This is a genomic window from Curtobacterium sp. ER1/6 (assembly GCF_001742745.1).
Lineage (GTDB): Bacteria > Actinomycetota > Actinomycetes > Actinomycetales > Microbacteriaceae > Curtobacterium > Curtobacterium citri.
The window spans coordinates 231869-247453 of record NZ_MJAK01000005.1; the positions used below are offsets into that span (position 1 = coordinate 231869).

Consider the following 15585-nt stretch of genomic DNA (forward strand, 5'->3'; position numbering starts at 1 on the left):
CGCCTCCCGTCCGTCCACCGATCGCCCGCTCGCGTCAGCGGGCGTCCGCCGTCCGAGGTACCGTTTCCGCATGAGCACGGACACCGCCACCACCACCGAGACCACCGACGAGGGGCCCGTGGTGACCTTCGCCGACCTCGGCCTGAGCGATGCGGTGCTCAAGGCCGTCAAGGACATCGGCTACGAGACCCCCTCCGCCATCCAGGAGGCGACCATCCCGACGCTGCTCGAGGGGCGTGACGTCGTGGGCCTCGCGCAGACCGGCACGGGCAAGACGGCCGCGTTCGCGCTGCCGATCCTGTCCCGTATGGAGTCGGGCAGCAAGGTGCCGCAGGCCCTCGTCCTCTCGCCGACGCGCGAGCTCGCACTGCAGGTGTGCGAGGCGTTCGAGCAGTTCGCGTCGCACATGAAGCACGTGCACGTCCTGCCCGTCTACGGCGGTCAGGCGTACGGCGTGCAGCTGTCGGCACTGCGCCGCGGCGTCGACGTCGTCGTCGGCACCCCGGGCCGCATCATGGACCACATCGCGAAGGGCACGCTCGACCTGTCCGAGCTGAAGTACCTCGTGCTCGACGAGGCCGACGAGATGCTCAAGATGGGCTTCGCCGAGGACGTCGAGACGATCCTCGCCGAGACGCCGGACGACAAGCAGGTCGCGCTGTTCTCGGCGACGATGCCCGCGCAGATCCGTCGCATCTCGCAGCAGTACCTGACCGACCCGTCCGAGATCACGGTCAAGACCAAGACGAAGACCGCCGCGAACATCACGCAGCGGTACCTCATGGTGTCCTACCCGCAGAAGGTCGACGCCCTGACCCGCATCCTCGAGGTCGAGGACTTCGAGGGCATGATCATCTTCGTCCGCACGAAGAGCGAGACCGAGACCCTGGCGGAGAAGCTCCGCGCCCGCGGGTACGCCGCCGCGGCCATCAGCGGCGACGTCGCGCAGGCCCAGCGCGAGCGCACGGTCAACCAGCTGAAGTCCGGCAAGCTCGACATCCTCGTCGCCACCGACGTCGCTGCCCGCGGCCTCGACGTCGACCGCATCACGCACGTCGTGAACTTCGACATCCCCGTCGACATCGAGTCCTACGTGCACCGCATCGGCCGCACCGGTCGCGCCGGCCGCAAGGGCGACTCGATCAGCTTCGTGACGCCGCGTGAGCGCCGTCTGCTCTCCGCGATCGAGCGGCACACCAAGCAGCCCCTCACGCAGATGCAGCTGCCGACCATCGACGACGTCAACGAGACGCGCCTGACCCGCTTCGACGACGCGATCACCGCGGCGCTCGAGCAGCAGGACCGCATCACGGCGTTCCGCGACGTCATCGCCCACTACGTGCGGAACCACGACGTCCCCGCCGAGGACGTCTCCGCGGCGCTCGCCGTGGTGGCGCAGGGCGACGACCCGCTGCTCCTCGACCCCGCCGACGACCAGCTGCGCAACCAGGTCGACCGCGACGGTCGTCGTGCCGAGCGCCGCGACGACGACCGCGGCGGGCGCGAGGACCGCGGTCCCCGTCGGTCGCAGCCGATGACCGCCTACCGCATCGAGGTCGGGCGCCGTCACCGTGTCGAGCCGCGTCAGATCGTCGGCGCGCTCGCGAACGAGGGCGGCCTGCGCCGCGACGACTTCGGCGCGATCCAGATCCGGCCGGACTTCTCGATCGTCGAGCTGCCCGAGGACATGGACCGCGGCGTGCTCGACCGGCTGTCGGACACCCGGATCAGCGGGAAGCTCATCGAGATCAAGCCGGACCGTCGCGGTGGCGGGCGCCGCTACGACCGCGACGACCGCGACGACCGGGGACCCCGCGGTCCCCGCCGGGACGACCGTCCGCGTCGGGACGACCGTGACGACCGTCCGCGTCGCGACGACCGCGACGACCGTCCGGCCCGCAAGCCGCGGCACGGCTGACGCCGGTCCCGGCCGGGCGGGGCGGGCGCTGACCCGAGCACGCGGGGACGCGGGCGGCCCGCCGGGGCCGCGCCGCGCCTCCCGGCCGACGGCTCGGACTGGTCGGACGGCGCCGACTCCTCGCGGGTCCGGTCCCCAGATCGGGGCGTCGGGCTGACAGGTGGGCAGCGCCTGCGGTAGACAGGCCTGTACGCAGCGCACTCACCAGCGCTGTCCGGCTGCAGCAGGGAAGGACGCCGATGACCGCGCTCGACGTCAGCCGTCAGGATCGTCGCCGACTCACCACCGGCACCTCGCCACGTCGACTCGCGACCGTGCGCACCGTCGCGCTGCTCGCGTCGATCGCGGGCGTGAACTACATCGCGTGGCGCTGGGCCGCGTCGGTGAACTGGCACTCGTGGTGGATCGCGGTGCCGCTCATCCTCGCCGAGACGTACAGCGTGATCGACTCGCTCCTCTTCGCCTTCGGGGCGTGGCGGCTCCGCGAGCGCGGCGAACCACCGACGAAGCCGGCGGGTGACGTCACCGTCGACGTCTTCATCACCACGTACAACGAGCCGGTCGACCTGGTCGTGCGGACCGCCCGCGCCGCGAAGGCCATCAGCCACCCGCACGCCACCTGGATCCTCGACGACGGCAACCGCCCCGAGATGCGCGCCGCGGCCGAGTCGCTCGGCATCGGTGTCATCACGCGCGGCGCCGACTGGGTCGACCGCCCGCGGCACGCGAAGGCCGGCAACCTCAACAACGCCCTGCTGGCGACGCAGGGCGAGTTCCTGCTCATCCTCGACGCCGACCAGGTCCCCGAGCCGTCGATCCTCGACCGGACCCTCGGGTACTTCAAGGACGACCGGATGGCGCTCGTGCAGACGCCCCAGTGGTTCGAGAACGTGCCGGACGCCGACCTGCTCGGCAGCCAGGCCCCGCTGTTCTACGGCCCGATCCAGCAGTCGAAGGACGGCTGGAACGCCGCGTTCTTCTGCGGGTCGAACGCGATCCTCCGGCGCGAGGCGCTCATGCAGCTCGGCGTCACGCGGTACGTGCGCGAGGTCGAGGAGTCCGTCGAACGGACGATCAAGACCTCGCGGAAGCTCCTCGCCCGGGCCCGCGAGACCGAGACCGACCCACGGGTGCTCGAGGCGCTCGACGGTGCCGAGGAGGTCGTCGACCGTGCACGGGACCAGATCGACCGCGGCGAGCCGCTCGGAGACGTCACCTACGACTTCCAGCGCGGCATCGACGCCATCGCCTACCGCTTCGCCGCCGCGGACCTCGAGTCCGTGCGCCGTGACCTGCAGGAGCTCGCGGCGATGTCGACCGAGGCCGACACCTTCGCCGGGCTCGACGACGCGGCGCTCGACGTGCTCGGACGGCGCGAGGCCTCGCCGGTCGCCGCCATCGAGTCGATCGCGGTCCTCGCCCGCGCGCTCGACGTCAACCGCGACGACGAGGCACAGCCGATCATGCCGCTGGCGACGATCTCGGTGACCGAGGACATGGCGACCGCGATGCGCCTGCACGGGCTCGGCTGGAAGTCGGCGTACCACGACGAGATCCTGGCGAAGGGCCTGGCCCCGGAGGACCTGCCGACCATGCTCGTGCAGCGCCTCCGCTGGGCGCAGGGCACCATGCAGGTGTTCTTCCGCGAGAACCCCCTCGTGCAGAAGGGCCTGTCGTGGGGGCAGCGCCTCATGTACTTCTCGACGATGTGGAGCTACCTGTCCGGCTTCGCCGCGATCGTCTACATCGCGGCACCGGTGCTGTGCCTGTCGTTCGGCGTGGTGCCCGTGCAGGCCTACAGCGTCGACTTCTTCGCGCGGCTCATCCCGTTCCTCGTGCTCAACCAGCTGCTCTTCTGGGTGGTGGCGGCGGGCAGACCGACGTGGCGCGGGCAGCAGTACTCGCTCGCGCTGTTCCCGGTCTGGATCGAGTCGGTCACGAGCGCGTTCGAGAACGTGTTCCGGGGCAAGCCGCTCGGCTTCCGCGTCACGCCGAAGGTCCGCGACGAGTCCGAGCAGAAGCCGCGGTGGGACCTCGTGAAGCCGCAGCTCATCGCGATGGGGGCGCTCGTCGCCGCCCTCGTGCTCATCGGGATCCGGTACCTGACCGGGCAGGCGTCCGGCATCGCGCCCCTCGTCAACACCGCCTGGGTCGTCTTCGACCTCTTCATCTTCAGCATCGTGGTCCGCGCGGTGCTCTACCGGGGACCCGGATCGGGCACCGTGCAGTCCGAGCACGTGTCCTCGACGGCAGGAGGCCCGCTGTGACCGACCACCACCTGACCTTCGACGTGCCCGCGGTGGCGGCGTCCCTCGACGAGGTCCAGGACCGGTTCGGCGCGTGGTGGGACTCGCTCGGGATCGACGACGTGCGCCTCCGGTTCTCGTTCGAGACCGCGCTGGCCGAGGTCGCGGCGAACATCGTCGAGCACACGCGTCGCCGTGACCAGGTCGCGGGGCGGCGCTACGCCGTCGAGCTCTGCGCGACCGAGGACGAACTCGTCGCGGTGCTCACCGACAACGGGATGCCGGCCGACGTCGACCTGTCGGCGGTGACGATGGCCGACGTCGACGAGGAGAGCGGGCGGGGGCTCGCGCTCGCGATCGCCGCGCTCGACCGGCTCGAGCACGAGCACACCGGCGGGCACAACATCTGGACGCTGGCGTGCAGCCGGTGAGGGGCACCCTGGCAAAGGTCGTCGCCTCGGTCGTGGTGGCGGGGACGCTGCTGCTCGGGGGAGCGCTGCCGGCGTCGGCAGCCTCGACGGCGCCGTCCGGGTCGCCGTCGCCGTCCGGGTCGCCGTCGCCGTCCACGTCGTCGGCACCCGCCGCGTCGTCGTCGCGCTCGCCCTCCGGTGGCCTGCTGCCGGCCGACGGTCGGGCGTGGTTCGGACCGGACCTCGACTGGGGCTCCGACGCCCCCGACGGCTACGCCGGACGGCTCGGTGCGGTGCCCTCGGTGTACGGCGTCGAGATCGAGTACCCGTTCGACCGCAGCGCCCGCGAGGAGTTCCTGCGGGCCACCCGTGCCGCCGCTGCCCAGGGCGCGGTGCTCGCCGTCAGCCTCGAGCCGTCGCGCGCGCTCGACACCCTGACCCGGGCCGACGCCCGCACCGCGAACCGGCTGTTCCAGCAGGTGCACGAGCAGTACGACACCCAGCTGCTGGTCCGCTTCGCGCCGCAGATGAACGGCACGTGGGTGCAGTGGGGGCAGCAGCCGACGGCGTTCGTCTCGGCCTTCCGGACCCTGGCCGCCGCCGTCCACGCGGGCGACTCCGACGCCGCCATGGTGTGGTCGCCGTCCTACGGCGCCGGCTACCCGTTCGGCGAGTCGGCCGGACGGCTGGAGGACCTGACCGAGGCCGACGTGGCGCGGCTCGACACGAACGGCGACGGCCGGCTCACCGCCGCCGACGACCCCTACGGCCCGTACTGGCCCGGTGCGAGGAGCGTCGACTGGGTCGGTCTGTCGATGTTCTCCTTCGGCAAGGGCAAGGCGACCGAGGCCGCCGGACGCGACGTCCCCCTCACGAGCAACGAGCTGCCCGAGGCCGGCGAGGTCGAGGCCCGCTTCGACGAGACCTGGGGCTACGAGGAGCCGCAGACCGCCGGGTCGTTCACCGAGCGGTTCGCACAGGGGCAGGACCGTCCGATGGTCCTCGACACGGGCGCGCTCTACGACCACTCGCTGCGCGGCGCCGACGAGCTGGCGGTCAAGCAGGCCTGGTGGCGCCAGGTGATCGCCGCCGTGCAGGACCGCCCCGAGGTGCGGGCCGTGACCTTCCTCGAGACGAACCGCCGCGAGCCGGAGGCCGGCAACCGCGTGGCCGACTGGCGGGACACCGCGGTGCCGGGCATCGCCGGGTCCTTCCGCACCGACCTCGAGCAGTCGCGACACTTCGTCGACGGTCCCGTCACCGAACGTGTCACCCCGCAGGAGGGCGCCGCCGCGATCAGCCAGGAGTACGAGACCGGCGGCGACCAGATGGCGTGGATCGTCTGGTGTGCGTTCGGTCTGGCGGCGGCGTTCCTGCTCAGCGGGATCGTCGGACGCCTGCTGCCGAGCTGGCGGTACCCCGACGACGGGAAGCCCGGGCGTGACCTCCGGCTCGACCTGTTCCGCGGCTTCATCATCCTGGCGGTGGTGATCACGCACATCGAGATCGGCGGCCCCTACTCGTACATCACGCTGCACGCGGTCGGCGCGATCACGGGTGCCGAGATGTTCGTGTTCCTGTCCGGCATGGTGCTCGGCATGACGTACCCCTTCGCCATCAAGAAGTTCGGCGAGTGGGTGGCGGCGGTCGGCGCGTGGAAGCGTGCCCGCAAGCAGTACGTCGTCACCCTCGCGGTGATCCTGGTCGTCTTCGCGCTGAGCTTCGTCCCGTTCCTGAACACCGACGCCATCACCACCTTCACCGACCGCGGGACCGGCACCGGCGGTGTCGGCGCGGAGGGCCGGGTCTACGACCTGTACCCGAACGCGATGCAGCTGCTGGCCTACCCGCCGCCCTGGTTCGCGATCCGGCAGTTCCTGCTGCTCGAGATGGGCCCGTGGCCCTTCAACATCATGGGGCTGTTCGTCGTGCTGAGCCTCTTCATCCCGCTCTGCATGTGGGTGGTCCGGCGAGGCTTCTGGTGGGCGCTGCTCGTGGTGAGCTGGGGCCTCTACGCACTGCAGGCGCTCGTGCCAGAGCTGCGGCCGCTGAACTCCCAGTTCGAGTCGGTCTTCCCGCTGCTCACCTGGCAGGTCGTCTTCACGCACGGGCTCGTGCTCGGGTACTACCGACGACAGGTCATCGGGGCGCTCACCGGTCGGCTGGGCAAGGTGCTGATCGGCATCGGCATCACCGGGTACGCCCTGTTCCTGGTCTACGTCTGGGCCGGCGACCACTTCGGCTTCACGCCGGTGCCGTTCCCGGCGTCGATGTACGACACCCTGTACAACACGGCGTACCAGCGCGTCGACCTGCAGTGGGGACGCCTCGTCGACATCGCGTTCTTCGCGATCGTGTCCTACGCGATCCTCACGGTGTTCTGGAAGCCGATCGCGACGGTGCTCGGCTGGCTCTGGATCCCGATCGGTCAGGCGAGCCTCTACGTGTTCGTGTGGCAGGTCTTCTTCGCGTTGGCGATCGCCTCGATCCCGGGCGTGGACTGGTACAACGGCTGGATCGGCTTCGCGGCCCACACGCTGCTGATCCTGCTCGTCTGGTACATGATCCGGAAGCGCTTCCTCTTCTCGGTCATCCCGCGCTGACGCTGCTCGTCCCGTCCACGCGTGCTGCGGGCGGGACCGCGCGGTCGCTCCTGCCCGTTCCTTCCCATGGCGCATGCGGTGGGAAACGGGATCGGGCGTACCTGGTGATCCTGGTCGACCGGGTACGCCCGTTCCTGGCCGGTACGCCCGGTAGAGGCCGGTGCGCGGGAGTCTGGGGAGGCACCCGGGCCGTCCGATGCCCGGTCCTTCCCATCGCGCGTGCGGTGGGAGGCGGGATCGGGCGTACCTGGTGGTCCTGGTCGACCGGGTACGCCCGTTCCTGCCCGGTACGCCCGGTTCCGCCCGGTACGCGCCACCCGATGCCCGCCCGGCACACAGTGGCGTGGTCCGGGCGACGGACGCACGGGAGGCACGGTGCGGGTCCGACCCGCACCGTGCCTCCCGTGGGTGGTCGCGTCAGACGCGCCGGCGGCGGGCAGCCAGGGCGATGCCGAGCCCGGCGGCGATCGCCAGGGCACTGCCCGCGGCGAGCGGCAGGACGTCGGCACCGGTGAAGGCGAGCTCGCCGGTCGGCTGACCGGTGACCGGGTCGATCACGAACGCGAACGTGGCCCACGTGGCGACGCTGCCGTCGGTGCGCTGGGCGACGAGGGTGTGCGTGCCGGACGCGAGGTCGACCGGCAGCTGCAGCGTCAGCACGCCGTCGTCGTCACTCGCGAGCTCACCGAGGTACTCCGCGTCCGAGTGTACGAACCAGTCGAACGGGATGCCGGCCAGGGCGCGGGGGACGGTGACGGTGACGGTGCCGGCCTCGACGTCGACGGCGTCCACCCGCAACGTGTGCGTCGCCTCCGTCAGGGTCGACAGGTCGGCGGCGACGGGAGCGTCGTCGGCCGGAACGGTCGGCTCGTCACCGGGCTCGGCCGGAGCGGACGGGTCCACGCCGGGCTCACCGGGCTCGGTGGGCTCGGTGCCCGGATCGGTCGGCTCGGACGGGTCCGTGCCCGGATCCGTCGGGCCGGTGCCCGGGTCGGACGGCTCGGACGGGTCCGTCGGCTCGGCCGGCTTCTGCAGCGTCACCGCGTCCACCACCGACAGGTCCTCCGACCGGTACGTCGTCATCGCGATGGAGTCGCCCGAGACCTCGACGTTGGTGAAGTTCGGCGTGTACTCCTGGTTCTGCACCGCCGCGAAGTCGAACGGACCCGGCTTGATGTCGTAGTACTTGCTGCCCGACGACGAGTTGGCCGTCACGTAGAGCACCTCGTCGCCCGACGGCGTGACCTCGGCGGCCGGCTCACCGGAACCGGTCGGGGTGGTGCCGCTCATGAGGTAGCTGCGGACGTACACGTGGTCGTGGCCCATGAGCACCAGGTCCACGTCGAGCGCGCTCAGTGCCGGCGGCAGGTCGGCGCGACGCGTGATGATGTCCGAGTCGTCGGCGTGCGAGGCCGTGCTGTAGACCGAGTGGTGGAACGTGACGACCTTCCAGCGGGCCTCGTCACCGTGCTCGGCGAGCACCTTCCGCGCGAACTCCGCGTGGCCGGCGTCGTCCATGTCGTTCGAGTTGAACGAGATGTAGAGCGTGTCGCCGTAGACGAACCAGTAGTCGCCGCCAGCGCGTACGGCGTCGGGCTTGCCGTGCTCGGCGCTGACGTTCGGCAGGTTGAAGTGCTGCTCGTAGGCCAGGCTCGCGACGTCGTGGTTGCCGATGTTCGTCACGAGCGGGATGCGCTGCAGCTGGTCGGGCGAGAGGAAGCCCTCGTACTGCGCCTCGTTCGAGGCCGTGTTCACCTGGTCGCCGGCGGAGAACACCATCTCCGAGTCGGGGAAGGCGCGCTCGGCGACGTCGAGCGTGTCGTTCCAACCGGCGGTGTCCGAGGCCGCGTTGCCGGACGCACCGATCTGGGCGTCGCCGATGAACAGGAACGAGTAGTCGCCGTCGCCGTCACCGGTGCGGAACGTGGTCACCGGGCTCCAGCCATCGGTGTCGCTGCCGACGCGGTACGCGTACTCGCTCGACGGCGCGAGGCCGGCGAGCGTGGCGTGGTGGTACTGCTGCCCGTCGGTGGCGGTGCCCGAGGTGCTGGCGACCTCGGTGACGCCGGCCGTCGGGAAGGCGCCGTCGACGAGATTCGCCGCGGGGACGACCTGCGCGCCCTCCGCCGCTGCCGAGTCGGAGTACCAGGCGAGGTTCCGCGAGGAGGCGTCGGCGCCGATCGTCATCACGACGTCGGATATCGTCGCGGGCCGCGCAGCGTCCACCGGGGTCAGGGACGGCATGTCGAAGTAGACGTCGGAACTGTTCGAACGGCCCTGGTACAGCGCGACCGCGATGTCGTTGGCACCCTCGTGCAGGAGCGCGGCGTCGACCGAGAAGGTGCTGGTGTCCGGGTCCGACCCGTTGTCGCCGGCGTACTGCACGTTCTGCGTGACGCCGCCGTCCTCGAAGCCGGCCACCTTCGTGCCGTTCACGTACACGACGAGCGCGTCGTCGTACACGACCTCGGCGGTGAGCGACTTCCACGCGGCGAGGTCGGTCGCGTCGGCCTCGAACGAGGTCCGGAAGAAGAACGTCGGGACGTCCTTGCCGTCCGCGAGGTACTGCTTGAGCAGCGTGTCGACGGCGTGGCCGCCGCCCATGCCGGTCGCCGCGCCGTTCTTGGCACCGAACGACCCCTTCGCGGTCTTCCAGTCGCCCGTGGGCAGCGCGCCCGTCGTCCAGGCGGTGCGGTCGGTCTGCCCGGCGGCGGGGTCGGACCCGTCCTCCAGGTACTGCCACTCGGTGGTCGCCGAGGTGACGAGCGGTGCCTCCTCGGCGGAGGCGGCGGGGACGGAGCCGATCATCGTGGTGGCGGCGATCGCGGCGAGGGCCGCGGTGGCGGCTCCGACCGTTCGTGCGGTGCGCCGCCGTCGTGCGGGGTGCTGCGGGGTCATGGTGTCCTTGTCGTCGAGACCCCCTCGTGGGGGCCGTGGACATCCGACCCGGCTGAGGTGACGTACAGGTTTCCAGCGGTCGTACGCAGGCGGAACTGTCAGCCCGCTCAGCCTCCGAGGCCGCGTCCGCCCGTTCCTTCCCATAACGCCCGCGGTGGCAAGCAGGATCGGGTGTACCTGGTGATCCTGGCCGACCATGTGCGCCCGTTCCTGCCCGGTACGCCCGGTCCCGCCCGGCGCGCGGGGGCGCACGGGTGCACCAGCGCACGGGCGGGCGGGACCGGGCGCACAGACGGACGGGAGGCGCGGTGCCAGCCGGCACCTGGGCCCACGCCGCCGGTTCCGCACCGACGCGCCAGCGGCGGGGCGGCCGTGCCGGTGGGGAGCCTCCCGTCCGTCTCACGGTCGCGTCAGCGCGACGTGGTCCCCAGCGGCTGCGGGTCCACCGGGTCCGGCGGGACCGGCAGCGAGCCGCGGATCTGGTTCTGCGCCTGGCAGTCGCTCGTGCAGTTCGTCGCGCCCTGCGAGAGCTCGACCGCGTCCTCGCCGAGCACGCCGCCGAGGCGTCCGCCGGGCTGCACGGTCCAGGTCGTGGTGGTCGCGGTCTGCGAGGTCTTCGTCGCGACCTGCGGGCTGTCCTTCCCGAGGAGCATCTGGTGCGCGTCGCTGCCCGAGGACACCGCCGCGACGCCGTCGCCGAAGTTGATCTTCCCCGTGTACGGGTTCGCGAAGTAGAACAGGCCGGCGCCGAGGGTGTGCGTGAACGTCACCGGCTGCGCGAACTCGGTCTCCATCTGGAAGATGCCGCCCTGCGCACCGTCCTTCGCCTGGATCTTGTACTTGCCCGCTCCGGTGCCGAAGATCGCGACGAGCGTGTCGTCGCGGACCTCGAGCGAGGACAGCTTCGTGCCGGCGAGCTGCGCGGCCGTGAGCGACGGGACCTTCGACGCGAACACCACGGTCGGCTTCGTCACCATCCGCTGCGAGTCCGGGGCACCCGTGAGCGTGTAGTCGTAGACGCCGAGGTCGGCGACGCGGATGTCGAAGCCGTTGTGCTTCCCGCGGACCGCGATGGTGCCGGAGACGGCGACGTCCTTGAGCTTGAAGTCCTTGCCCACCGCGGGGTTCGTCGTGGTGCCGTTGACGGTGACGGCGTAGTCCCCGCCGGTCGAGGTCTTGCCGGACGCGTTCGCGGGGGAGACCCCGACGAGGGCTGCTGCGGCGACGGCGCCGAGCGCGACGACCGCGGCGATGCCGGCGGAGCGGCGTCGGGAGCGCTGGGTGTGCATGTGTGCCTCCTGAGGGCGACGGTGCGGGACGGAGCGTCCCTGGGAACGATCGTCGCCGCAGCGCCGCGCGGGCACCATCGGACCTTGGTACTAGTACCCGGTCACCAGCCGTGGTCGCGGGCCCACAGGGCGGCGCTCGTCCGGTCCGCGACCCCGATGCGTCGGAAGAGCGAGCCGACGTGCACCTTCACGGTCCGCTCGGCGATCCCGAGCTCGGTCGCGATCTGCCGGTTCGACAGGCCCCGCGCGATGCGCACCAGCACGTCGCGCTCCCGCGGCGGCAGCTCCGGGCCGTCCTCCCGCGGTGCCGCTCCGGGCAGGAGCGCCCGGGCGACCCGGGGGTCGATCGGGGTCTCGTCGCGCGCGGCGGCCCGCACGGCGGCGACGACCTCGTCCGGCGCGGCGTCCTTGAGCAGGTACCCGGTGGCGCCGGCCGCCAGGGCGTCGCGCACGCGGCGGTCGTCCGAGAAGGTGGTGAGCACGAGCACCCGCACGGCGGGCATCGCGGTCCGGAGGCGCGCGGTCGCGGCGACCCCGCCCTCGCCCGGCATCGACAGGTCCATCACCACCACGTCCGGTGCGGTCTCGGCGGCGCGTTCGACCGCCTCCTCGCCGGTCGCCGCCTCGCCCACCACCGTGCAGTCGTCGGTCGTGCCGAGCACGGCCCGCAACCCCTGCCGGACCAGGGCGTGGTCGTCGACGAGCAGGACCCTCATCGCAGGGCCTCCGTCTCGGCGGGCACCGTCAGCTGCCAGGTCGTGCCGGCACCCGGCGCGGTCCGGAGCACGAGCGATCCGCCGGTGTCCTCGGCGACCTCGCGCAGCAGCGTCGTCCCGAGGTGTCCCGGCCGCGACGGTGCGTCGAGGAGGTCCGGCTCGAAGCCGGTCCCGTCGTCGGCGACGGTCAGCCGCAGGTCCGGGCCGTCCACCCGCACCCGGACGTCGATCCGGTTCGCGCGGGCGTGCTGCGCCGCGTTCCAGACGGCCTCGCGGACGAAGCGGACGGCGGCCGTCATGGCCGCCGGCGACGCCGCGACCGTGTCGGGGACGTCCACCACGGTCACCGTCCCCGCGCCGCGGGCCCGTGCGCACGCGTCGTCGAGCGCCGCGCGGAGGCCGTCGCGTTCGGGTGCGGCCGGACGGATCGTCGACATCGAGGTGCGGAGCGAGGACACGGCGGCACGGAGGGTCGTCGCGGCCGCCCGGGTCTCGGGCACCGACCCGAGGGACAGCGCGAGCCCCGCGACGTCCTGCACGGGACCGTCGTGCAGCTCGCGGGCGAGTCGGCGCCGCTCGGCGACCTCGGCGTCCAGTGCGCGTCCGAGCAGGCGTTCGCGCTGCCGCTGGCCGGACCGGATCCGGACGAGCAGCCACAGCAGCATCGGTACGAGCAGCACCAGCACCACGCCGACCGTGCCGAAGGCCAGGGCGGCGAACGCGCCGCGCAGGTCGGCGGCGCGGGCGATCACCTCGCCGTACGGGCGGTACGCCTCGAAGAGCAGCGCTTCGCCGGAGGGCGTGTGCACGGCCTGGTACGCCTCGAGCAGCGGGCCGTGGCCCCGCTCGTACCGGTTCTCCGCCCCCTCGAGCTCGGACACCTCGGCGTCGGAGCGGTCGGTGCGCAGCGCCTCGAGGTCCTCGTCGGACAGCGGGAAGCGCTCGCCGACCAGCCGCGGCTCGTCGGACCACAGCACCGTGCCGTCGGCCGACCAGAGCTTCATCCGGACGGTCGACCCGGCGCTGACCTGGCCGGCGAGGGCGTCGTCGAGTCGCGCGCGTGCGGCGGCACGGTCGGTGGCGCTCGCCGCGGGGTCGGCGACGGTGTCGGTGAGCGCGGGTTCGACGACGATCCGGGCGAGGGCCGCGGTGTCGGCGGTCGCGTCGCGCACCGCGAACGACTCCGCGACCCGCTGTGACACGAGCGTGCCGACGGTCGCCACGGCGGCACCGCCGACGAGCGCGGCGAGGACGACGCCGACCAGCACGCGACGCCAGGGGGTGCGACCGGTGCGGCGGCGCGGGTCGGCTGCGACGAGCACGAGGGGTGCCGGGGGCGTCCCGCTGTTCCCGCTGTCCGACGACCGTTGTCCGTGCACGGAGCAACCGTAACCCGAGCGCTGCTCGTGCCCCGACGGGACGGGACCACGGGACCGGACCACGAGACGGACGGGAGGCGCGGTGCCAGCCGGCACCGCGCCTCCCGTCCGTCCCGGATCGGGTCCGGAGGCCGCTCGTCTCAGGCCGCCGTCGCGCGGTCCGCTGCGTGGATGGACGCGAGCGCCTGCCGCACCGACGTCCACGCCGCGAGCCGCTCCCGGACGGCGTCTTCGCGTTCGACCTCGAGCGCCGTGGCGTGCGCCTGCTCGAGCACGTCGTCGACCACGACCCGCTGCCCGGACCGCGCCGACGCGATGGCGGCGTCGACCATCACCAGGCTCATCACGTTGCCGTGGACCTCGCCGTCGGGGACGACCCCGGTGCGGACCGCCCGGACGAACGACGCCAGCGACCCGGCGATCTCCGTCCCGACGCCCGGTGCCGCGGCCGGGGCACCAGGTGCGCCGTCGACGACGCTCGACGGGTCGTGGTCGCCGTCCCACACCGCGGAGCCGGCCGCGCCGGTCGCCCGCCAGTCGCCGTTCCACGAGGTCTCGTCGCCGGGCGCGCACCACGAACCGTCGTAGACGTACCGGACGTCGTCCTCGAACGTGAAGACCGCTGCCGCGTTCGCGTCCCCGCGGTACCAGGACCACGACGGGTTCCACGACTCGCAGTAGACGGACACCGGGTCCCGGTCGAGCACGTAGCGTGCCGAGTCGAACGCGTGGATCGCCATGTCGAGGAGCAGGACGTCGTCCATCTCCTCGCGGAAGCCGCCGAAGTGCGGGGCCTTCGCGAAGCGCGTGTTGAGGCCGCCGACCGCCCCGAGCGCCCGGACGTGCTGCCGGAACGCGACGAGCTGGTCGTTGTACCGGCGTGACTGGGACACCATGAAGAGCTGTCCGGTCGCCTCGGCGGCCGCCGCCAGGGACAGGGCCTCGGCGACGGTCTGCGCGGCGGGCTTCTCGCCGAGCACCGGCAGGCCGGCGTGCAGGGCGTCCATCGTGACGGGGTGGTGGGCGACGGGGACGGTGATGTCGAGGACGGCCTCGGCACCGGTGTCGGCGAGGAGCGCCGGCAGGTCGCGGCCGACCGGGATCGACGGCGCCCCGGCCAGCTCGGCCCCCGCGCGTGCGGCGTCGAGGTCGAGGTCGACGACGCCGACGAGCTCGACGTCCGGGTCCGCCGCGACGGTGCTGAGCCAGGCCCGGCCCATCCCGCCGGCGCCGACCTGCACGACCCGCAGCGGGGCGTGGTCGGTCATGCGCGGGCCTCGACGGTCTCGGTGGCTGCCGCGTCCTCGGGCGCGTCGGTGGTCGCCTCGTCCTCGGGGGCGTCGTCGAACGGACCGCGGTAGTGCTGGCCGTCGAAGTACTCGCCGAGGTCGTAGCGGCGGAGCGTCGGCAGCTCGCGCTCCCGCTCCGGACGGGCCCACTCCGCGCCGTTGGCGACGACCCGACGGACGTCGGGGTGGTGGTACACGGGGAAGTCCTGGTCGCCGGGGGAGAAGTAGAAGATCTTCCCGAGCCCGCGGCGGTACGTCATGCCGCTCCGGAACACCTCGCCGCCGGTGAACCCCGAGATGAAGACCAGCTCGTCGGGCGTCGGCACGTCGAAGTACTCGCCGTACATCTCCTGCTCGGGGATGACGATCGGGTTCGGGACACCGCGGGTGATCGGGTGCTGCGGGTCGACCGTCCAGACGAGCTCCTGGTCGTGCTCGCTCCGCCAGCGCAGCGTGCAGGTGGTGCCCATCAGCTTGCCGAAGATCTTCGACCAGTGGCCGGAGTGCAGGACCACGAGCCCCATGCCGGACAGCACGTGCTTGTGGACGCGGTCGACCACGGCGTCGTCGACGTCGGCGTGGGCGGCGTGCCCCCACCAGGTCAGGACGTCGGTCTCGGCGAGCACGGCGTCGGTCAGGCCGTGCTCGGGCTCCTGCATGGTCGCGGTGCGGACGACGGCGTCCGGGAGGTTCTCGCGGATGCCGTCGGCGATCGCGCCGTGCATGCCGTCCGGGTACCGCTCGGCGACGTGCGGCTCGACCTGCTCGTGGACGTTCTCGCCCCAGACGGTGACGCGGAGGGGGGTGCTGGTCATGGTGGGCCTTTCTGGCTCGGAG

General features: G+C 72.3%; 10 protein-coding genes. 4 read left to right on the forward strand and 6 right to left on the reverse strand.

Going from position 1 to position 15585, the window contains the following annotated elements:
• The first annotated feature begins 70 nt into the window (after positions 1–70).
• The 4 genes from Cus16_RS10245 to opgC all read left to right on the forward strand — a co-directional run bounded on the left by Cus16_RS10245 (position 71) and on the right by opgC (position 7177).
• Positions 71–1918 carry a DEAD/DEAH box helicase gene (locus tag Cus16_RS10245; protein ID WP_069712551.1) on the forward strand — a complete coding sequence of 616 codons (1848 nt, stop codon included), beginning with the start codon at positions 71–73 and terminating at the stop codon, positions 1916–1918.
• Positions 1919–2157: 239 nt separating this feature from the next.
• Positions 2158–4185, forward strand: coding sequence for a glycosyltransferase (locus Cus16_RS10250; protein ID WP_069712552.1), 2028 nt, complete (start codon positions 2158–2160; stop codon positions 4183–4185).
• The gene (locus Cus16_RS16680) at positions 4182–4595 is read left to right on the forward strand and encodes an ATP-binding protein (RefSeq protein ID WP_069712553.1); all 414 of its coding nucleotides are present in this window, start codon (positions 4182–4184) and stop codon (positions 4593–4595) included. Before Cus16_RS10250 ends, Cus16_RS16680 begins: the two co-directional genes overlap by 4 nt.
• On the forward strand, positions 4592–7177 hold the full coding sequence (opgC, locus tag Cus16_RS10260) for an OpgC domain-containing protein (protein WP_141718929.1): 2586 nt from the start codon (positions 4592–4594) through the stop codon (positions 7175–7177). Before Cus16_RS16680 ends, opgC begins: the two co-directional genes overlap by 4 nt.
• Before the next feature lie 417 nt (positions 7178–7594).
• Here the strand turns inward: opgC and Cus16_RS17020 are convergent, their stop codons facing one another.
• The 6 genes from Cus16_RS17020 to Cus16_RS10290 form a co-directional block, all read right to left on the reverse strand.
• Positions 7595–10075: a fibronectin type III domain-containing protein gene (locus Cus16_RS17020; RefSeq protein ID WP_069712554.1), complete on the reverse strand. Its 2481-nt coding sequence runs from the start codon at positions 10073–10075 to the stop codon at positions 7595–7597.
• 410 nt (positions 10076–10485) lie between these two features.
• Positions 10486–11364, reverse strand: a complete 879-nt coding sequence (locus Cus16_RS10270) for a hypothetical protein (RefSeq protein WP_069712555.1) — start codon at positions 11362–11364, stop codon at positions 10486–10488.
• A gap of 101 nt (positions 11365–11465) precedes the next feature.
• Positions 11466–12080: a response regulator gene (locus tag Cus16_RS10275; protein ID WP_069712556.1), complete on the reverse strand. Its 615-nt coding sequence runs from the start codon at positions 12078–12080 to the stop codon at positions 11466–11468.
• Positions 12077–13459, reverse strand: coding sequence for a sensor histidine kinase (locus Cus16_RS10280; protein WP_141718930.1), 1383 nt, complete (start codon positions 13457–13459; stop codon positions 12077–12079). The genes Cus16_RS10275 and Cus16_RS10280 overlap by 4 nt, the downstream gene beginning before the upstream one ends.
• Positions 13460–13599: 140 nt before the next feature.
• Positions 13600–14727 (reverse strand): Gfo/Idh/MocA family protein, encoded by a 1128-nt coding sequence (locus Cus16_RS10285; RefSeq protein WP_069712558.1) that lies wholly within the window; start codon positions 14725–14727, stop codon positions 13600–13602.
• Complete coding sequence (locus Cus16_RS10290) at positions 14724–15563, reverse strand: ThuA domain-containing protein (RefSeq protein ID WP_069712559.1); 840 nt, start codon at positions 15561–15563, stop codon at positions 14724–14726. The genes Cus16_RS10285 and Cus16_RS10290 overlap by 4 nt, the downstream gene beginning before the upstream one ends.
• Between the last annotated feature and the right edge of the window lie 22 nt (positions 15564–15585).